This is a genomic window from Rania fehmarnensis (genome assembly GCF_056494185.1).
The window spans coordinates 990,012-1,010,531 of sequence record NZ_CM151398.1 but is presented as its reverse complement, the minus strand read 5'-3'; the positions used below and the strand labels follow the sequence as shown (position 1 = coordinate 1,010,531).

The following is a 20,520-nucleotide window of genomic DNA, read 5'->3' as shown; positions in this document are numbered from 1 at the left end:
GCGGAGCCGGTCTGCTGGTTACCCGCCCTTAGCGTTCCATAGCTGTCCACAACTTGGTTTCCGCATTTAATGCATTCGCAGGGGAGTTAGTTCCATGCAAATTAATGGTTTGAGCAGTGCGCAAGCTGCGCAGAGTCTTTCAGGTACCAACCGCGGCTCCGCTAGCGGTCGTGCCAACCAGACAGCCGAGCCACAATCGACCCTGCCGGCCGATCAACTTGATTTGTCCGCCGAAGCCCAGGCACTCAGCCAAACTCAAGCCGCCAGCCAGCCCGATTCGGCCGAAAGCATCCGTTGGGATAAAGTCAATGCGTTGCGGCAAGCCATTGCCGAAGGCAACTATGACAGCCCCGAGCGCGTTTCCGGAGCCGTCGATAGTTTCTTGGACGCTTTTGCCTAAGAGCGGCGTAGACTCCGTCGCCCCAAGCGTAAAGCCCTCGGATTTCGTCATCACAGCCTGAGACAGCCAATGCATCCCTCGCTAACGCGACGGCTTGTGGTAATAATAAAGGAGGTCGCAACCCCTGGCGGGTTCGGCCGCGGAGCATGTTGCCCAAACTCCTTGATGCCTTTGCAGGTTTGATAACGGGTGAGCCAAAACAACGCCCTTCAGTTTGATGCTGTCAGCGTCTCGCAATCACCGCTGGATCGCTTTGAAGAGTATCTTCAGAGCCGCGGTCTGCGCAATACAGACCAACGTCGTTTCTTAGTCGAGCAAGTCTTCAGTCGCCATGAACACTTTGATGCCGATCAGTTGATCGAGCAATTGCCGCGCAAGGGCCAAACCAATCACGTCAGCCGACCGACTGTCTATCGCACTTTGAAAGAATTCGTCGATGCCGGACTACTGCGAAGTTTTGAACTGAACGGGCGCAGCGTTTACGAACATGATTACGGCTATCCGCAGCACGATCACTTGTACTGCGTCAAATGCCATAACTTGATCGAGTTTCAAAGTGATCAGCTGTTGCAACTGCGCGAAGAAGTTGCCAAAGAGTACCGTTTTCGCGTTCGTTCGCATCGCTTAATCATCCAAGGCATCTGCGAAGCCTGTAACCGTAGCGCCTCCAGAACTCGCCGCAAGCAAGACTTGGTCTAGCGCCTCCTTTCGCGCCGCGAAAGGCTCTAACGATAGCTGCCCCAAACCCACCACGGAAGCCAACTGCCAGGGGCATCCCAAGTGACTTAACCGATCACCAGACGGGTACGCTGTCTCTTACGCCCACGCAGCCAGCGCCGGGCAGCCAACCCTCCAGCCACCAGGCACCAACTGAGCGACATTGGTTCGGGAACCGCTGAAAACGAGATCGTGCTGACGTTGTAGCTCAGGAAGTTTCCGCCTCCGTCGGTGACTGGCCGAAACAACAACGCACTATTGGGCTGCCAAGGCAAGATGGCCGAAGCCAGGCTATCATCGATCAGCTGTGCATCAGCTAATGCTAAACGGCTATAGACACCGGACGACAGATTCAAACCCGTCTCCGCTTCCAAAACTGAAGAATACGTGCCGGTCGAACCCGTCTGGCTGATGTAACCAAACGCGATGTCATTGGGCTGAAACTGAAACCCCCGAACCGTGGTTTGAGCAGCGAACATGACGATTTGCGTCGACATTAAGCTATAAGGGAACATGGCCGGTGGCGTCGTTTCCAAATGCAACCGGACGTTATGCCAGGTTACGGAATAATAGTCGCTAGTAACTTTCTCGTAGATTTGATTGAGCGGCTGACCGGGCGCCAGCGCCGGATCAACAAACAAATAATCATCCCACAAGGGTGCAATGCGCAGCGTGGCATGCCCTTGGGCAAACGACTCAGTAAAGAACGTGTCGGCCCCAACTAGGTTAGTCAAATTGCCATTAGCACTGATGGACAACGAACCTAGATCGGTTCCAAAGTACTTGAACCCGCCGGGCAACGAACCAAAACTCGAACTGAAAATTTGGTCGTCGACTAATTGACTGTTGGCAACATACAGCGGCTGATTCAGCAAGGCGGTTGAGCCCGTCAGGGGATCAATTACCAGATCCGCATGCGTTAGTCTAGGCAAGATAGCCAAACAGACAAAAACGACGCAGACCGTTCGGGACGGCGAGTGCATACGAATCCCTTCGTGGCGACAGTTGACAGCTAAGGGGGCTGGGGAACTAAGGTAATATTGAAACCTCTTTGAAGGCCGGGTGCAAGAGCACAAAATTTCGTCCTCAAAGTCAACCTAACAGGAACCCAGAGTTGCCAAACGGGATTTTTTGAGGCGATCAAAATCGAAATATTTATTGTTGGGTATGAGCACACCCGAGTTTTTCGACCTAGGTTTGTGTTGGAAGCGGTTCCCTGACGGCTTCCACCATGCCCCAATCTGTGCCCCTTTCTCAAGATCTCTGTTTGGAGCCCCTCCCAAATGAAGATTCGTGGACTCTTCGTTGCTATTGCCCTGAGCGTAGTCTCGGCTAGCTGTGCGCAAGCACAAACTGCAACTCAAGGTTTCCGAGTTGTCGTCCCTTCCAGTCTTGCGATTGTGGCCCCAGGCAGTCAAATCCTGACCCACGATCAAACAGACAACAACCAGACGTTCAGCAAACAACGCTGGACAGTCAAGGGTAATGTGACCAACGGGGTTGCAGTTACCTTCGGCACGAACAGCCCGTTTGTTCACGACACTAACAACAGCATGCGTCGCGATGCGCAGCTAAATCTCGAACTGGCCGGTTCCCAAGGTCCAGCTCTCTGGACCGTGACCACGGCCACTGACGCCACCAACATCGGCTCGGCCGACAATGCCGCAGTCGTGGCGGCCTCGAGCAACGGTGTCGGTCGCGCCAACTTCGACTTGACGGTCACCTTTGTGACTGGTGAGTACGGAACGTTTGCCGCCGGCAATTACAACTTGACCGTCGTCGGTACCGTCTCAGCCAACTAACTTCACGCTGGCTGCACCATCCGCCGCCCCTGCTGTAAGCGGTGCAGCCTCATGCAACATCGATCGGAGTCGCTCCCCCTCAGCGACTCCGATCGTTGTGCATTTACCTGCGGCTTAGTCACCTCCCCCGCGCCGCGGGGGAGGTCGCAGACGAGGCGTTCAGCCGAAGTCTGCGGGAGGAGGCACAGCGCTACACGAGACCGTTGCGGTGTTAACCACCTGCACACAGGCTAAGACCCCTCCCGAATCTCGCAAAGCCTCGATTCGACCTCCCCAAGGCGAAGCCTTGGAGAGGTGACGCAACCGAGGCTAACTAACGCCCTCGGCTTAGTTGCAGAATTCATGTTGCGGTGCGTTGACGATGCTCCTATAAGATTGGCGTATTTTCGCCAACAGCACTCTATCTGGACTGCGTTGGATTGTGATGTTCGTTGCCCCTCAAGAACGTCTGCCTTGCATACACGATTTCTACTCAGCCGGATGACCTGCTTGGTGGCTCTTTGGAGCTGCCTGGGCGGCTGCGCGGACTCTTCACGCATAGCTCGCAAAGACGTGGCTGACCTGTATGCCGAAGCCTTGGCGTCGACCAATACTCAAGTCCAAGTCGCAGCAGCTCCCGCAGTAGATATGGGTACTAAGGGCATGATCATGCCCGCCTCCGATGAGCAATTGGTGACCAACGAGGCCGAACCGGTCAAGGTCGCGAACGTGCCTCCGGCTCCTCAACCTCTCGCCATGAGCTACCCAGCGCCCATGTTGGGACGCGTCAATGCAGACCCCGTTGTGTATCAGCCTGGCATGCGTCCCTATCAAGATGCTCCGCGGATCAATGAAGTCTTCGAAGAAACCGATATCCGAGAAGCCATTCAGATCTTGGCGACCGCCACCGGACTGCGAATCATCGTCGATGACCAAATCGGTGGCGTGACATCCGCGCAGTTGAACAACGTCACCATCGAAGAAGCTCTCACTCAGATCCTGCTACCACAAGGCTACATATGGGTCTATCGCGAAGGCGCCTATATGGTGGCTCCTCCCGATCCCCGTTCACCTTTGTATAGCTACATCTCGCGGCGCTTCCAATATATTCCCGTCAATCATCCGGCCACCAAGCTGGTTGAACTTTTACCCAGCCGCTACAAAGAATTTTATCAAGTCTCCAATGAACGCAACTTGATCATCATCGATGCGCCTGAATTGATCGGCCAAGATCTGGCGGCCCGCTTGCAAGAGCTCGATCAACCTATCCATCAAGTCGTGCTGGAAGCGATCGTATGCGTCACTTCACCCGAAAGCAATTTCCGCTTCGGCATGGATTGGAACCATGTCGTCAACATCGGCGGAGTCGATCAACTGAAACTCGGCATGAGCGGTCTGGCCTTCTCTGGCAACGCTAGTTCCGCCGGCACCAACAATGCCTTTGCCGACTTCGCTGTCACCTCAGCCTTCGTTCGACTACTGAGCCAACAAGGTTATGTAACCATTCGTGCGGCCCCACGCGTGACAGCCAAAGACGGCGAGAAAGCCACCATCTCGATTGCACGCGAATCCTTCTTTACCGTTCAACCCAACAACAACCAACTGTTCTTCAATAATAACTTCCAAAAAGTGGAAGCCGGTATCACCTTGATTATTACGCCTCATGTACGCGGCGATCTGGTAGCCATGGAAATCGAGAAAGCCGAAGTCAGCGAAGACATTCGCACCAACGAGCTTGCCTCGACGGAAACGACCAGTACGACATTCCCGGTCATCAATCGTCGCCAGGTCTCCACCAAAGTCGATGTGCACGACGGTCAAACCATCGTCATCGGCGGCCTGGTTCAACGTCAAACCGTCGACAAGGTTAACCGCGTGCCCTACTTGGGCAGTATTCCTGTGGCCGGCGCGCTGTTTCGCTCTGTCGAGAAACAAGAAAGAGATGTAGAAGTCGCTATCTTCATTTCACCACGCATCGTGCCTCTAGCCTCACCGACTCCGAGCGTCCTGCAATTGCCAGCCCCACCGGCGATGCCCTGATCCAATGCCGCGATGCTCCGATTGAAGGCTCGAAACAACTTCAAACTACATGGACGTTCTTCCATATGCGAGCCATCAACTTCGCTGCACAATTTGCCCTCGGTCTGGTGATAGTCCTGACATTCGGCTCTCTTGCTCGCGCTCAGCAACCCAAAGGCTTTACGATTCGGGAGTCGTTTGAGCCCACCTTTCAAATTGAACCTCTCGTCCAACGCGTCAATGGTCGCCGCGGCGATGTCCTGCGTTTTGAATTCAAAGTCGAAGCCACCAACAAAGACACCGAAGTCGATGTCGCCTTAGTCGATCTGCGCCAAGAAATTACGGGCCAGGTCGTGCATGATCAGGCTACGCAGATCAATGGCAATATCCAGTTGCTCAATCCTGGACGCTCGAAACTACAACGCAACATACCTTTGAGCATTCAAGGTATTGTCCGCGTACCGCAAGGCGATGCTAGTTTTTACTCATTCGGTGTGTTGGTGCGAGATATCGGCAACGCTCCAGCTCCACCTCCGAAGGTTGATTCCAACGGCAAACCACTAACAAATGCCGGCATCCAGTTCATTACCCAGTACGTTCTGCGCGTAGACTTAGAAGTCGAAGGCGCACGTGGTGACAACGTGGCCGACTTGTCGATCGAAGATGGTAAATTGACGACCTCGCGGGGATTGCCCAAGTTGAGCGTCATCATTCGCAATCCCAGCGATACGGCCTTCGAATACGAAATTAAGTCGCGTTTGAAAAGCAATCGCGGCCTGTTGCTCAAACCGGTGCGGATGACGATGCCGGTCCGCGCGTCGATGGAAACTGAAGATCGCTATCTTGGGCGCGTGTTGCCCAAGAGCGCCGTGCGCATGGAAGAGATCGTCAACGAGCCGATCCTCACCGGCCAGTATCAGATGGAAGTCGACTTGCTGATGCATGGCCGCGTCGTCAAGCAGCGGAGCTTCACGGTCACTGCGGACTCAGAAGATTTTCCGGCTCAGCAGGCACTGCTCAGCCGCACGGGCGAAGACCTTTACACAGCCCCGGTTTACTTGGAGATGTCGCAACTGCGAGGCGGCCAGCGTCGCATCACGATGGAGTTCTCGAACGTCAGCGACCATCCTCGCGAGATTCAGTTGCAGGCCGAAACCACGCGCGGTACCACCATGCCGGGTGTTATCATCCAGCCCGATACCTTTACACTGGCTCCGCACAGCAAACGCAAGATATCGATTCAAATGCGCGGCAAAGTAAACGCCACTGAACCAATTGAATACGGACACATAATCGTCAAAAACAAATCCGGCAATCGCGACTTCAGCGAGACCGGCCGCATGCCCATCGCCCTGCACTTCTCCGCCACACCGGCGCCCAATCTCGATCTGCAATCGCTGCGCTGGGTCTCGAATGATCGCTACGATTGCTTTCGCGCCAAAGTGGTCAATAATGGTCCGTACCATGCTGTGCTGGATGCACAGTTGACGATTGAATCCGAGACGGGTCAACGCATGCGCATCCCAGCTGGCTTTAATCGCTGGATTATGCCTGGCCAAGAACTCGATTTGGAATTCCGCCCCGATAACCCGTTACCACCTGGCAACTATCGACTGATCTCCGAGCTGCAAAATGGCCAGAACCCAATTATTAAAATGCAGCAGTTCGTCGTTAGCGATGTGGCGCAGCCGCGTCGCTGAGTTCAACCTGAGGCGATCGAGGCGCGGACCTTGAATCTCAGTGTGGAACAAATCTGGCAAAGGTACGATGCCGACGAAGCGCGGCTTAGTGCGCCGCTAACTACTCGCATGCTGCAATTGGCTCAACTGCAGCCCGGCATGAATGTCCTGGACCTGGCCACCGGTCGTGGGGAGCCGGCCATACCAGCTTGCCATCTGGTTGCTCCCAGTGGACGAGTCGTGGGTATCGATATCGCTCCCACCATGCTCGACATGGCTAGTCAGCGAGCGGCCGCCGAAGGTGTAGTCAATCTCGAACTGCTGGCCGCCAACGCCGAATCCCTTGCCGGCCTTCCCTCGATAACCTTTGATGCTGTCTTGGCTCGATGGGGACTGATGTACATGGACGACCCAGTGGCAGCGCTGCGCGCAGCTCGGCACGTGTGCCGACCCAATGCGCGCTTGATCGCGGCTCTGTGGGCGGAACCGCATCGTGTCGACTATTTCACTCTGCCGCGAGGTCTACTCGACAAGCATGTGTCGATGGCAGCGCCATCTGTGACCGATCCCGGTACCTTTCGCTTTGCTAACGTGGCGCAAATCGAACAAGATTTCCAGTCCGCTGGTTGGAAGATCGAGCTGATGGAAGAGCAGTATGTCGAAGTTATGGAGGCCAAGAACGATCAAGAGCTGATCGACTGGTGTCGTTGCTTTGGCCTGAATCGACTGCTAAAGGATCTATCTCCAGTCATTCAACAGTCGTGGGAGCAAGACCTAGTGGAAGCTTGCCGGAGGCGACGCGACGTTCAGGGCGTGGTACGATTAGGAGGAGTTTCGCGTCTGGTTGTGTGCAGGAATGACTCATGAGCAAACAATTGGAATTCATGGATTGCCCCAATTGTGGCAAACGTATATTGACTACGGCGACTGAGTGTCACCATTGTCATTGCGTTCGACGTACCCCGCTATCATCGAACCAGTCCAAGCAGATTTCCAGCAGCCGACCGCCGCGGCGGGATGACGACTTAACCGAACACATGTCGCTGGAACATGGTGGCTACGATAATTCCGACGACTTCGATTACGATAATTACCTGGCCGAAGAATTTGCTGATCAAGTCGATCAACGTCCACGGCCACGCATCAAGCTATGGGTATGGGTCACGGCTTGGCTGCTGATCATCGCGATGCTCTTTCCGCTGGTTCTGCAATTCATGTCGACGCAGTAGAATCCACCTCTCAATGCGATGACATCGTCCCGCACTTAAGCCTTGGAAAACTAGGGCGTCAAGAATGTTGAGTGGCGTTGTCTATGCGCAGCATCTCCAGCGCCACCCTAAAGTCTCGGCAATTCAATTGTTAACAGCTGACCATTGCGTAACTGCCTTACTTGGTATTACTGATGATCGCTTGCAATTGCTTAGGCAACTTGGCGATTTGATCTTCGGATAAGGTCTTACCAAATTCGCGTTTGGCTTTGTTCAGCGAGGCTTGAGTGGCCTTGAAGACTTTAATCTGATCGTCGGTGAAGCCAGCGATCGCAAACGCCTCAGCGCCTTGCTCGTTGACACTTTTGCCCATTGCCCGAGCCTCTTTCAGTCCTGCAGACCGTTTCTTTTCCAGCTCTTGATCGATCTCCGCTTTGTTGCGTTTGACGATGAATTCTTTAGCCGCTTTTCCCAGCACGTCATCGGCTTGCAGCTGCTGTTCGCTGGTCAGCTCGGCCTTAGCAAAGCTCTTGATCATTTGCTTGGTCAGCGACTTGATCTTCTTGTCTTGCTCGGGCGAAAGCGAGCTGCGGTTGGTAGTCTTCACTACCTTGGCAACTGGCTCAGTACTTGAATCTGCGGTAGATTTTTCCTCGTCTGCGACCGCAGTCTTTGCTTTCTCTTCTACCTGAGCAGAAGTTTTTTCAGACTTACTCTCGTCCTTGGCTGCTTTGTTTTTCGAACTGCTGGCCGAACTTGAACCGCTCTTTTGAGCGCAGGCTGGTGAACAGATCGCGACCAAAGCCAGTGCACAAACCAATGTGATGCGACTCATTTTGACATTCCTTTTTTCGAAGCATTGAAACGTACATACCATCAACTGGGTGGTAGTCCCACACTTCGCTTGAAGACTTAGCCGCGCGCTGCTTGGTCCTGAGGCGAGATGCAAAATCCCACACCTTTATGATAGGGACGTGTCAAGGGTCAACCGCCATTTTTTTTGCACGTGCGAGTATCAGGGAGGGCGAATGCTCCTGCTGAGCCCAACACCGTTATGAACAACGGACATAGGCTCGGGGGAGAAGTGGTGATGGAAGCATACGCGTTGGATGCTGCAAGCCGCGAGAGTCCCCGAGACTTTGTCCATTGTTCGGAGCGATGTTGGGCTCAGGAGGACCTTCGCCCTCCCGGTCACTCGTGACGGGCATGCGACTTGCCGGGTGCTGAGCGGCTGGGGACAGCCGCTCTACATCCTCCCCCGAGACTTTGTCCGTGCTTCACGGCGGTGTTGGGCTCAGGAGGACCTTCGCCCTCCCGGGCACTCGTGACAGGCATGCGACTTGCCAGGTGCTGAGCGGCTGGGGACAGCCGCTCTACGTCCTCCCCCGAGACTTTGTCCGTGCTTCACGGCGGTGTTGGCTCAGGAGGACCTTCGCCCTCCCGGGCACGCGTGACAGGCATGCGACTTGCCAGGTGCTGAGCGGCTGGGGACAGCCGCTCTACGTCCTCCGCCCGAGACTTTGTCCGTACTTCAAAGCGGTGTTGGGCTCAGGAGGACCTTCGCCCTCCCGGGCACGCGGTCGGTCGAGAAATTGGCTAGCGGGTGCGAAGCAGCTGGGCCTTCAACTCGTATTGGCCAGAGCCAAGCTCTTGAGGTGCGGTGCCAGGGACGTGGACCGTGGCGGTGGTGTTGGGAGGAATCGATATGCTCCAAGTGAATTGGCCATCGACGAGCTTCCAGTCGCTCTTGATCGCGCCATAGGGGCTCTCGTGTGTGGCCCGCGCCCACTTGAGGTCACCCACCACTTGAGGTCGCAAGACAATGTGTTTGAATCCCGGTTGCTGAGGATCGTAGTTGATACCCGCCAAAGCTTGGTAACACCAAGCTTCGAAGTTGCCCGAGAGAATCTTCTGGCTTTCACCGTTCATGCCGCCGTCCTGCGAATCGCTATCCCAACGCTCCCAGCTCGTGGTCGCACCTCGGCTAATCATGTATCCCCAACTCGGTCGCTCTGTGCGGGTCGCAATTTGGTAAGCGACGTCCGCGTGACCTATCTCAGTCAGCGTCTGCATCAACCACTGCATGCCAATCAAGCCAACCGACGTATGCCCTTGGTGCTTGTTCTTAATATCGTCAATCAGATTGTCGATGACCTGCGCACGTTGTTCGTCGGGCACCAGACCAAACGCCAATGGCAGAACGTACGAGCATTGCGTGCCGCTTTCGTAACGGGCGGTCTTAGCATCAAAGAAACGCTGATTGAACGCCTGCTTGACTCGATCAGCTAGCGCTCCGTACGTGCTTGCATCTTCTGACTTGCCCAGCAGTCGAGCCGTCCGCTCAACGATGCGACAGTTGTGATAGAAGTACGCTGTCCCCATCAGCGGACGCGACGTCGCCCCAAAGTTGCGATCGTTACCGCCGATAGACGCCGTATCCACCCAATCACCATAAGTGCAATGATCGAGCGTACCATCGGCTTTCAGATTCGTCTGCCGATGATAATCGACAAACTTCTTCATCATCTCATAGTTGTCGCGCAGCGGTTGATCATCGCCATAGAAGTTGTAATACCAATCGGGAATGATCGTGGCCACACTTGGCCAAATGATATCGCGACTATTGAATTGCCAGTATGGAGGCAAGATCTCTTGCAAGCTGCCATCTGCGGCCTGGTGCACGCGATAATTGTGCAGAAAGTGCGCATAAAAGCGGGCCACATTGAAGACCCAGCCTTCGCTTTCGCTCGTCTTGGCCGGATGGCCGGACCACGGCATGCGTTCATCACGATCCGGTTCCATCGGCACGCTACGATTCTGCATCCGCGTGCCCCACACACCATTGCGATACACGTGATTGACCAGTTCATTAGAACATTCGAACTGTCCGACTTCGGCATGATCGGTGTGAGTTACCAGGCCTGTAAAACTCTCGAGCGTAGGTTGGCCCGGAAAACCCTCGACTTGAACCCAGCGCGTTGCATTGCCACGAAATCGCGGATGCCATACCTCTTCGGCCTCGCGTCCAGCCAGCGTATAGATATCGGTATTCAGCGCGCTGCGGTCGTTGATCGAGTTCAGCAGCCCATCGGCCTTAACATTGAAACTGGTGCGCATCGACACACGCGTGCCCGCAACTCCTCGCACGCGAAGTTGCACCACTCCATAAAAGGCTTGACCAAAATCGGCCATCCATATTCCAGGCTTCGCTTCAACTAATTTGATCGGCTTGAGCTGCTTGATCACGCGAATGGGTTCGACTAGTTGCGATTCCAGTCGCCCGCCGGGCGCGGAAACTACACGGGCCGGCTGCCACTGGCTTTGATCAGCTTGGGCACCTTGAAAGTTCGCGGTATCCCAGCCAGGCATCTCGCGGCGTGCATCGTATTCCTCGCCATCGAACTCACTGCTGGCGCGAACAGGACCTTCTGTCGTCAGTTTCCAAGCGTCATCGCTGATAACCGTTTGCACTGACCCATCTTTGTATTGCACGTGCAGTTGCATCAACAGCTTGGGGTAACCGTAGCTGACCATCGGCATCGGCACTTGCGAGCGTGGTGCAAAGAACCGCGCGTTACTGAGCACCACACCCAACGTATTGGCCCCAGATTTTAATTTCTCGGTTACATCCATGGTAACCACCATCGCTCGTTGATCGTAGCCGGTTAGCGCCGGTGCCATCAACTGATCGCCAATGCGCTGACCATTGACATGCAGATCGAAGAATCCCAACCCACACACATGGGCTGTGGCAAATTCGATTGCATCTGGCTTGAGCTGAAACTCTCGACGCAGATATCGAGCCGGAAGTCGGCGATGTTCGCTGTGCCACTGCTCGCGCCACGGCATACCCCAGGGGGCGATACCCGCTTGGCCAAGTTCTTGAGCCGCGACCCAAGCCGATTTATCTAACGTGGCTGTTTCCCAGCCATTAAATCGTTCCTTACTGCATAGCCAATTCTTGTCTGAGTAGAGCACGATCGGTTCGCCACTATCCAGCTCAATGCGCACCGCACTGATCCAACCGCCAGGATTATTAGGCACATCCGCCCGCGCGTTAGTCGCCGCCGCTGCCAACTCATTATCTCCTGTCTGCAGATGCGGTGCGATGTCGACGCCCACCAAGCCGGGATGGCCGTGGCCTACACCAACTTGGGCTCCATTGACATAAAACACGCACATGTCGTCGCCCGCGAAGAAGGCGATGGCGCGCTTGACCTGGCGATCCGCTGGCAGAGTGACTGTGCGGCGAAAGTATCGCGTGGCCACCGGTGCATCATGGGTCGCGTTGCCTTCCGGGTACCACAACCAATTGGCCGACTTGATGTCCGCAGTCGAGATGCCATCGTCGCCCGCTTCGTCCAAACCGATCCACTGGGCACCTTGCCAATCCTCGGCTTTCAATACACCCATCGTCCAGAGCGCAGGCTGGCTCCAAGCAGATGCTTGTTGTTGGCCATCCCAAACTTGAACCGACCACCAACATCGCGCATACGAGTTCAAGGCTTTGCCCGCATACTTGACCAAGATCGACTGATCGCCAGCCACTTTACCTGAGTCCCATAGATCACCACGTTGCTCGCTCAGCAGTTCTGGTCGGCTGGCTACCAGGATGCGATAAGCTGTTTGTTTGAGGTCGCGCAGCTCCGGACTAGTAGCGATCAGCTTCCAACTCAAACGCGGCTGCCGGACATCAATACCCAGCGGCTCGTGCAAGTGCTCGCACGTCAGGCCCCCGACCTTCAGTTGGCCAGACTTGTTGGACTGTGAATATGCAATCGACTGACTGCCACAGGTAATCGTCAACACCACCATCATTCCAACGACACGCATCAACATGAGAGGCTCTTTTCCGGTAGGGGTTTCGTTTGGAATTGGAAAGGGAGACTAAACGGTTGCAAACAGATCGCGAAACTGAACGGTTTCAGAAACATTATCGCATTCATTGCACTGTTCCCAATCGATCCAGATGTATTCGATACCCACCCAACCGACATAGTGTTGTTCTTGCAGCAAGCGCGCAATGCGGGAGTAATCGATCGTGTTGCGGGCGAAAGAAACTTGCAATCGTCCTGGGGCTGCGCCACGCACATGAAAATGACTGGCATAAGGTAACAGAGGTTCAACGACGGAATCGAGTAGTCCCGCGCGAATGAAGTGCGTGTAATCGAGTGTCAAGGTCAGGCCGGGCGTGGCCTGCACCAATCGCTCGGCCGCTGCTGGATTGTCAGCGATTGAACCGACGTGCGGTTCAGTACCAAAGACGATGCCCTGCGACCTGGCAGCTTCTACACGCCACGCCAGTTCATCCGTGCTCCGCCGGAACGAGTCCTCGTAGGTCTCTGTTTCGAAATGCACGCCAGGCAGCGCAGTGACATGCTGACATCCACACGCCAGCGCATAATCAAGCGTGCATTGAAACCACTGGCGGGCCTGGGCACGCGGTTTACTTTCAGGATGATTGATGGCCAGAGGTCTAAAATCAGGCGCCATCTGCAGAAAGACATCGGCAATCTTCAGACCTAGATCTTCTGCCTGCTGACGCAGTCGACGCGCTGATGCCTGGATATCAGCAAACTCCTGCGAGGGCCACCGGTGCGAACGACCTTCGAACAGGCCAATGTCGACGCCCTTGAATCCAAGCAAGGCAATCAGCTTCAGCGATTGCTCATGCGTCAGAAGTGGAAAGGTAAAATCTGCGCAAGCTAGTTTGAAAGTGCTCATCGCTGATCATCTCCAGGCAGGATAACGTCACTCCGATTCCATTCGGCCGCAGCCAGGTAACCACCATCGATCACCAACGAAGTCCCGGTGATACCGGCTGAGTCTTCGCAAGCGAAATACAACGCAGCCCGAGCCACTTCGCTCGATGCCAGGGCTCTGCCCATCGGTACGCGATGCAAGCGATCGGACAAGTTTTGTTGAAAGTTAGGACTCATGTGGTGCCGCAACATGGGCGTATCCGTAATGCCGGGACAGATGCAGTTGCAACGTAGGCCATCGACTGCATGATCCAGCGCGATCGAACGACTAAGTCCTAACACAGCATATTTGGAAGCAGTGTACGCAGGCGTTGATGCCTGGCCGACAAAACTGCTGATCGACCCGAGGTTCACGACATAACTACGACCAGCGCGGCGCAAATGCGGCAGGGCGAACCGAACGGATAAGTAGATACTCCGCAAGTTCACAGCCATCAACTGATCCCAATCGGTCACCGCATAGTCGTCAAGTGTGCCGATATGCACGATCCCCGCGCAGTTAACGAGCGTGTGCAAACCACCAAACCGATCGACCGCTTGCTGAATCGAATTCTCGATGTCGCTTTCTCGACTAACATCGCAGTGGCTGAAGCTGGCCTGGCCGCCGGTGGCCTGTATTTCAGCTGTGATTGCCTGGCCGCGTTCCAGTTGGATATCGGCCAAGAGCACGTTGGCCCCTTCGCTGGCGAACAGCCTGGCTACCGCTTCGCCGATGCCAGAGGCAGCTCCACTGATCCAAGCTGTTCGACCAGACAGGCGGCCCGTCATGATTGAGCTCCAGCAGTCAAGCGTTGCCATTTCGACTGAAAGCCAGGGCGATGCAAGACATCGGGATTGACCAATCCACGCGGTCCGCGGCGATAGGATAGATCGATCATCGCCTGGCAAGCACAGCGACCAATATCGCGAAAGAGTTCATCGGTCCACGCTATTGAGTGCGGAGCCAACATCACATTATCCAGCTCCGACCAACGACTGGGCGCGGTCAGCGGTTCGCCGACGAAACAATCCAGAGCGGCACCCGCAATGCGTCGTTGGACAAGCACCTCGTGCAAGGCATTTTCCTCGATGATACCTCCACGAGCCGTGTTGATTAGAAACGCGGTTGGTTTCATCAATGCTAACTGCGGGGCAGCGATCAAGTTGCGAGTCTGGTCATTCAAGGGACAGTGCAGCGATACAAAATCCGATTGACTCAGCAGCTCATCCAGCGAGGCAGATCGACAGCCAGCCTGTGCAATCGCTTCGGCTGACAGAAATGGATCAAATACGAGTGGTGTTTGCATGCCGAAGCCCGACAGGACTTTCACAACTGCTTTACCAATGCCTCCAAAGCCTACCAAACCTAACGTGCGATCGCGCAGCTCGCTGCCCATGTATCGACTCCGCGCATCCCAATCGCCGCTACGCACAAGCGCATCTTTGGTACGCATCTGATGCGTCAAGGCCAGCATCCAACCCACGGTGGCTTCCGCCACTGAGTGATCGACCGCGCCGGCCGTGATGTATAGAGCGACATTCGCCGCCGTGCAGGCAGCCACATCGACACTATCAAAACCAACTCCAAAACGCACGATGGTCAACAGATCTTGGCTGGCGGCTAAACTGGCTGCGGTCACGCGCGGCGACAGCACAATCGCACCTTGATAACCATCCAGTTGTTCCGCGGCAATCTCCGCTTGATGAGTCTTGAAACGTTCGAACTGAATGTGCGCATGTGATTGAAACAAATCGAGTCCGATGTCGCGATACTTCAGCTGCCCAGTCGCATCGAAGAAGTCGGCAGTGAGAGCCACGCGGAACTGTGGCAGCATGTTATTCATTTCCATGGGTTCCCTTCCACCGTGGCACACCGCTCGTCGACGATGATCCGTTCAGGCATTGGCCCCGCATAAACCCACAGCATTTCCATGGTGCTCTGGGTATTATTGATGAAGTAATGCACGCGACCGCGGGGCTGTAAGGCTGTTTGGCAATCTTGCATTTGATACCGGCGACCTTCGACGACGCAGGTGGCTTGGCCAGAGATGATACAGATTGATTCATCGAAATCATGCACATGTGCCGGCAAACGTCCGGTAGGATGAAACAGTCCGTACCCGCCGCTCATCTCTATACCGGGCATCAAGTTCGAATTAAAGAAGTCGATAAACTCGGTATTGGGACCCGCCGCAAAACGCTTGGCAGTGACGAAGCGATTGACACGTTCTGCTCCAGGCACGCCAGTCGACTCATTGGGCATCGTGCGCCGCGGGAAGAATTTGCTCGACAGCGTGCGCAGCGGATCGTCGCTGGCCAAAGCGATATGAAAGACAGCTGGCAGAATTGTCGATGTATTGCGCGCCGCATGAACCAGCCCGGCTGGGACCACGACGTTATCAAGCCGATTGAGTGTATAGCTGCGGCCTTCGACTTCGATCTTGGCCGAACCACTCAGCAGCGTAATCGACTCACTAAAGGTGTGACTGTGGGCAGGTAAAACTGCGCCGGGCTGAAAGGTGACCTGGCCCGTAGTCAATTGTCGAGCCTGATTCTGTTTGCCCACCAGGCAATCAAAGGCGACACCGGGTGCAAGTTCGATAGCCGGTCGTGCTATAGGCGCGGCCATCACTTCAGGTCGATCAGGCCGCATCGATTCCGCAGGCCGAGAAAGCGGCGCGGCAACAGTGCCAGTGGTACCAGCCGACAAAGAAGCGTTCAGCGAACGATCGCGACCAACTACTTCCAAGGCCCCGCGCAGCGAACGAATGAGCAAGCCCGCATCGATGCCCAGGCCAATCATACGAAAGCCCTGCGCCTGCCGCTCGCGCAAGTTATCATGACTGGTGGCAATCAAGCCACAGTGTTTACCAGCGGCTCGGAGCGTATCTTTCATGCTGAGAATTTGCTGGGCCACGCCCGGCCCTTCCCATTGGCCGCGCGAACCAGCGGTCGACGAAAAATCGGCTGGTCCAAAGAAGAACAGTTCGCTGCCTTCGACATGCGTCATCAGCGGCACTTGCTTGACCGCTTGAATCGTTTCCAAGATGGGCACCACCAACACATGTTCGTTGGCTTCCGCGGTGTGCTCTACAAAACACTGTCCCCAACACGTGGCACGCTCGGCCCCAATTCCACGCAGGCCCTCCAGTGGATACCGAGAATAAGCGATCGCTTGTTTGAGCTGCTGGGCCGTCTCAATCCATGGAACCACCACTCCATCAGCACCGATATCCAGCGCGCGCTTGATCAGACCACCATTGAGTTCCGCGATGCGCACCAGGGCGACCGTATCACTCCGCACGGTGGCCCGCAAGTGTTCAACGATTTCTTTCCAGTCCAGATGGCCATGTTCGGCATCGATGACGACCCAGTCGAGTCCCAGAGCGACGGCCATTTCGGTGATGCTGGCCGACTCGAGCGTGACCCACAGCCCGAATACGGGCTGGTCGGTCGCAAGTTTAGTGCGCAACTTTTGAATAGCGCTGACCTTCACGTTTGCCCGACCTCCGCCTAGAATCGACCGCCCGTAAACTGATTATCAGTTATACTCTATCTGATTATCAGCATTTGTGATTGGGCGCATGGTAATAGGTAGAGTATGAAGCGTCAAGCAAGCGTAGAGCGGCTAATGGAGTTGATCGGCCAAATGGAATTGGAAGTTGGCGATCGCCTGCCCAATATTCGCGAATTGGCCAAACGGCTCGGGGTCAAACCTACCGAAGCCCGCGATGGGCTGCTGCAAGCTCAGGTGATGGGGCTGGTGAAAATCCTGCCGCGGTCGGGGGCCTACGTTCAATCGCTGACCTATGCCACTTTGGTTGATGCCGTGTCGACCACGCTGGGCCCTGCCCTGCTGCAACAAGACCATAACTTGTTACAACTGTTAGATGCACGTCGCTTCATTGAAGTCGAACTGGCGGGTCGCGCGGCCAAACGTCGACGTTTGGAAGACCTACTGCCGGTGCGTGAAGCGCTCCAGGCGATGGCGAGGATTCCACAAACACGTCGGCGCTTGGATTATGTGCAAGCCGACATTACGTTTCATACCGAGATTGCCAAACTGGCCGACAATGGTCTGCTGCTGACCTTTCAACAAGCCACCCTCCAACTACTGCAACCCCATCTGGTCCAGTTGTCATGGACCAGTTCACGGCGTCAACGCACCGATCGCTCGCACACCGCGATCTACAAAGCCCTCGTCGACGGCAGCACCCGCGCCGCCCGCGCGGCCATGCATGAACATCTAACCTTGGCCTACGAGAGTTTGTTAAGTCAGTTGAAAATCTGAAACCGGCGATGCTTTGGAAGGCAGATCTCACTGCAGTGCAGAGCCAAGCCCAATTCGGTACACTGGGGCCGCATGCCCAAGTGCGCAAAGTGGGTGTGCGTGCCTATTTCATTCGAGGAGTATCATCGTGTTTCGTTGCGTTATCTTCAGTTTGATTCTGTTGTGGTGCGCTGATTGGACTAACGCTGACCAACTGCATTTTGCGGCCACCGGCTGTGGGCCATATCAGGATGACGAAGAGCCGATGCTGGCTCACTATGTCCAGTTGGTCAATAGCGATCCGCAAAGTGAATTTCTGGTACACCTGGGCGATGTGGTGACAGGTTCCAAGAAGCAATGGCCGGAGGCGCAATACGCCAAAGTCGCCAGCATCCTGAAGAAATCCAAGAAGCCCGTGTATGTCGTGTTAGGCGACAACGAATGGAATGACCTGGACAACCCCGCCGAAGGACTTGAATTTTGGAATCGACAATTTCGCGATTTCGACCAGCACTTTCCCAAAACGCATCAGCTGGAAAAACAAGCCGCCCGCACAGAGAACTTTGCCTTTGTTTCCAAAGGTGTGCTGGTGATCGGTTTGAACATTGTCGGTGGTCGCGTGCACGACGCGGCGGAATGGGAGCTACGCTTGCAGCAGGATGCCGACTGGGTCAAGCAGCAACTCGCTAAACATGGGAACGACGTGCGCGCGGCCGTCTTACTGGCTCAGGCCAGGCCAGCTCCGGCCCATGAAACATTCTTCAAGCAGTTGGCCGAACAGTGCAAGGCATTCAAGAAACCCGTGCTGTATCTACATGCCGATGGTCACGTCTGGCAACTCGAGAAAAGTTGGCGTGCCGACAATTTGTGGCGTGTGCAAACCGACCAGGTCCGGTCGAATCCACCTGTCATTGTCAGCGTGACGGAAGATCCCAACGAGCCTTTTCATTTTGATCGCGGTCTGGATATCGGCTCGCGACGAGAATTATTCATCGATGATTTGTTGATTGATAAACTAAATGGAGCCACGCTCAAACAACATCGTCCGCAAGCCCGTGAGCTATCGATCACTTGCGACCAACCCTGGGAAGGCAACACGTCAGCTTACTTCACGCTCTTCAGAGACGGCGACCGTTTTCGCATGTACTACCGCGGCGGTCATTTTGACGAAGCCACTCAAAAGATGGCTCACGCCGAAGTCACTTGCTATGCCGAAAGCCAAGACGGTATTCACTGGACCAGGCCCAAACTAGGTCTGTTCGACTACCAGGGCTCCAAGGACAACAACATCATCCTGACCGGCGAGGGGACACATAACTTCACGCCCTTCCGCGATGCCAATCCGAACTGCGCTGCAGAAGCCCGCTACAAAGGGCTGGCCGGTGATCAGCATGGACTAAAAGCCTATCAGTCTCCTGATGGGATTCGCTGGTCATTGATGAAACCTGAGGTGGTCATCACCCAGGGCGACTTTGATTCCCAGAACCTGGCTTTCTGGCATCCGGGACAACGCCGCTATGTGGCTTACCATCGCAAAGGTCGTGACGGCGTGCGCGATATCATGTACTCCGTATCGTCGGACTTTTTGAAGTGGAATGATCCTCGATTCCTGAGCTACGGAGACGCACCGAGCGAACACTTGTATACCAATGCGATTCAGCCGTACCTGCGTGCTCCGCACTTGTTGATCGGCTTTCCGACACGCTATCAACCCAAGACGCAGCAAGTCGAACCGATCTTGATGACCAGCCGAGATGGCTTGAACTTCAAGCGCTGGAACGAAGAACTAATTCCTATTACCGCTCCAGAAAATCGTGATGGCAATCGCAGCAATTACATGACGTACGGTTTGCTGCAGTTGCCCGGTGATGACCAGCAGCTTTCGCTGTATGCGACCGAAGCTTACTACGCTGGCCCCGGCAGTCGCGTCCGTCGCTTTACAATTCGCGTCGATGGCTTTGTGTCAGTCCACGCTGATGGTACTGCTGGTGAACTGCTAACGAAAGCCTTCACCTTTGCCGGACAGAAGCTGCATCTGAACTATGCATGTTCTCCCGGTGGCTCGCTGCGTATCGAGGTTCAAGACAAAGCGGGACAACCACTAGAAGGCTTTCGCCTGGCTGATTGCCAACGCCTGAGAGGCGATAGCGTCGATCAAGAAGTCATCTGGTCTAAGCCACTAGCAACCTTGGAGAATATGCCCATCCGCTTGCGCGTAGAGCTACAACAGGCAGACCTTTACTCAATTCAGTTTCAGCCGTGAGAGTATCACTGGTTAGGCGTCTAAGCCGTAGGCGTTAGCCTCGGTTATCTACACCGTCACGGTCGGTGAAGGCAACCGGGGCTAACACCGGCTAACGCCCTCGGTTTAGTTGATATCTAAGACATAGCATTGCAATTTGAACGAGCGGATCTACCACTCCACAAGCGGCGACATAGGGTCACTCTCTCACCGCAAATACACTTTGATAACATTCTACGTTTTGGCGCATCACATGCTGCAGCTGATTTGATTTATGGTCTAATGTGCGAGGTGGCCGATGTTTTGTTTGGATGCTTGGCAAACAACTCTATGATGCATTCTATATGCGTTGTGGGTTTGTTATTGCCAACTATACTGCGAGCTCGACTGTGACTTATTTTGGCCGTGAGCTCTTTTAAGTTAACAGCTTTGCACGATTCCAACTTTTTGATTACACAACATC

The 20,520-nt window shown here is 55.0% G+C and carries 16 protein-coding genes; 9 read left to right on the top strand and 7 right to left on the bottom strand.

What is annotated here, in order from left to right:
• Positions 1-94: 94 nt before the first annotated feature.
• Positions 95-400 (top strand): flagellar biosynthesis anti-sigma factor FlgM, encoded by a 306-nt coding sequence (gene flgM / locus SH573x_RS03090; protein WP_479352851.1) that lies wholly within the window; start codon positions 95-97, stop codon positions 398-400.
• A gap of 189 nt (positions 401-589) precedes the next feature.
• Positions 590-1,099, top strand: a complete 510-nt coding sequence (locus SH573x_RS03085; RefSeq protein ID WP_479352850.1) for a Fur family transcriptional regulator — start codon at positions 590-592, stop codon at positions 1,097-1,099.
• An 86-nt stretch (positions 1,100-1,185) separates the two neighbouring features.
• Here SH573x_RS03085 and SH573x_RS03080 read toward each other — a convergent pair whose 3' ends face one another.
• Positions 1,186-2,100: a hypothetical protein gene (locus SH573x_RS03080; RefSeq protein WP_479352849.1), complete on the bottom strand. Its 915-nt coding sequence runs from the start codon at positions 2,098-2,100 to the stop codon at positions 1,186-1,188.
• 300 nt (positions 2,101-2,400) lie between these two features.
• Here SH573x_RS03080 and SH573x_RS03075 point away from each other — a divergent pair, with 300 nt between their 5' ends.
• From SH573x_RS03075 to SH573x_RS03055, 5 genes are all read left to right on the top strand, one after another.
• On the top strand, positions 2,401-2,919 hold the full coding sequence (locus SH573x_RS03075) for a hypothetical protein (protein ID WP_479352848.1): 519 nt from the start codon (positions 2,401-2,403) through the stop codon (positions 2,917-2,919).
• A gap of 453 nt (positions 2,920-3,372) precedes the next feature.
• Positions 3,373-4,938 carry a secretin GspD/PilQ domain-containing protein gene (locus SH573x_RS03070; protein ID WP_479352847.1) on the top strand — a complete coding sequence of 522 codons (1,566 nt, stop codon included), beginning with the start codon at positions 3,373-3,375 and terminating at the stop codon, positions 4,936-4,938.
• A gap of 65 nt (positions 4,939-5,003) precedes the next feature.
• Positions 5,004-6,617, top strand: a complete 1,614-nt coding sequence (locus tag SH573x_RS03065; RefSeq protein WP_479352846.1) for a fimbrial biogenesis chaperone — start codon at positions 5,004-5,006, stop codon at positions 6,615-6,617.
• A 30-nt stretch (positions 6,618-6,647) separates the two neighbouring features.
• The gene (locus tag SH573x_RS03060) at positions 6,648-7,463 is read left to right on the top strand and encodes a class I SAM-dependent methyltransferase (protein WP_479352845.1); all 816 of its coding nucleotides are present in this window, start codon (positions 6,648-6,650) and stop codon (positions 7,461-7,463) included.
• Positions 7,460-7,825, top strand: a complete 366-nt coding sequence (locus tag SH573x_RS03055) for a hypothetical protein (RefSeq protein WP_479352844.1) — start codon at positions 7,460-7,462, stop codon at positions 7,823-7,825. The genes SH573x_RS03060 and SH573x_RS03055 overlap by 4 nt, the downstream gene beginning before the upstream one ends.
• A 157-nt stretch (positions 7,826-7,982) precedes the next feature.
• Here SH573x_RS03055 and SH573x_RS03050 read toward each other — a convergent pair whose 3' ends face one another.
• From SH573x_RS03050 to SH573x_RS03025, 6 genes are all read right to left on the bottom strand, one after another.
• On the bottom strand, positions 7,983-8,639 hold the full coding sequence (locus tag SH573x_RS03050; protein ID WP_479352843.1) for a hypothetical protein: 657 nt from the start codon (positions 8,637-8,639) through the stop codon (positions 7,983-7,985).
• Positions 8,640-9,400: 761 nt separating this feature from the next.
• The gene (locus SH573x_RS03045; RefSeq protein WP_479352842.1) at positions 9,401-12,643 is read right to left on the bottom strand and encodes a family 78 glycoside hydrolase catalytic domain; all 3,243 of its coding nucleotides are present in this window, start codon (positions 12,641-12,643) and stop codon (positions 9,401-9,403) included.
• A gap of 48 nt (positions 12,644-12,691) precedes the next feature.
• Positions 12,692-13,528, bottom strand: coding sequence for a sugar phosphate isomerase/epimerase family protein (locus SH573x_RS03040; protein ID WP_479352841.1), 837 nt, complete (start codon positions 13,526-13,528; stop codon positions 12,692-12,694).
• The gene (locus SH573x_RS03035) at positions 13,525-14,334 is read right to left on the bottom strand and encodes an SDR family NAD(P)-dependent oxidoreductase (RefSeq protein WP_479352840.1); all 810 of its coding nucleotides are present in this window, start codon (positions 14,332-14,334) and stop codon (positions 13,525-13,527) included. The genes SH573x_RS03040 and SH573x_RS03035 overlap by 4 nt, the downstream gene beginning before the upstream one ends.
• Entirely contained in the window at positions 14,331-15,395 is a 1,065-nt protein-coding gene (locus SH573x_RS03030; RefSeq protein ID WP_479352839.1) for an NAD(P)-dependent oxidoreductase, read from the bottom strand. Before SH573x_RS03030 ends, SH573x_RS03035 begins: the two co-directional genes overlap by 4 nt.
• Positions 15,386-17,041: an aldolase/citrate lyase family protein gene (locus tag SH573x_RS03025; RefSeq protein ID WP_479352838.1), complete on the bottom strand. Its 1,656-nt coding sequence runs from the start codon at positions 17,039-17,041 to the stop codon at positions 15,386-15,388. Before SH573x_RS03025 ends, SH573x_RS03030 begins: the two co-directional genes overlap by 10 nt.
• Before the next feature lie 105 nt (positions 17,042-17,146).
• On the opposite strand from SH573x_RS03025, the gene SH573x_RS03020 reads away from it, so the two are divergent.
• Together SH573x_RS03020 and SH573x_RS03015 are read left to right on the top strand one after the other, a co-directional pair.
• Positions 17,147-17,836 (top strand): FadR/GntR family transcriptional regulator, encoded by a 690-nt coding sequence (locus SH573x_RS03020; protein ID WP_479352837.1) that lies wholly within the window; start codon positions 17,147-17,149, stop codon positions 17,834-17,836.
• A gap of 127 nt (positions 17,837-17,963) precedes the next feature.
• Positions 17,964-20,078, top strand: coding sequence for a metallophosphoesterase family protein (locus tag SH573x_RS03015; protein ID WP_479352836.1), 2,115 nt, complete (start codon positions 17,964-17,966; stop codon positions 20,076-20,078).
• Positions 20,079-20,520: the final 442 nt, after the last annotated feature.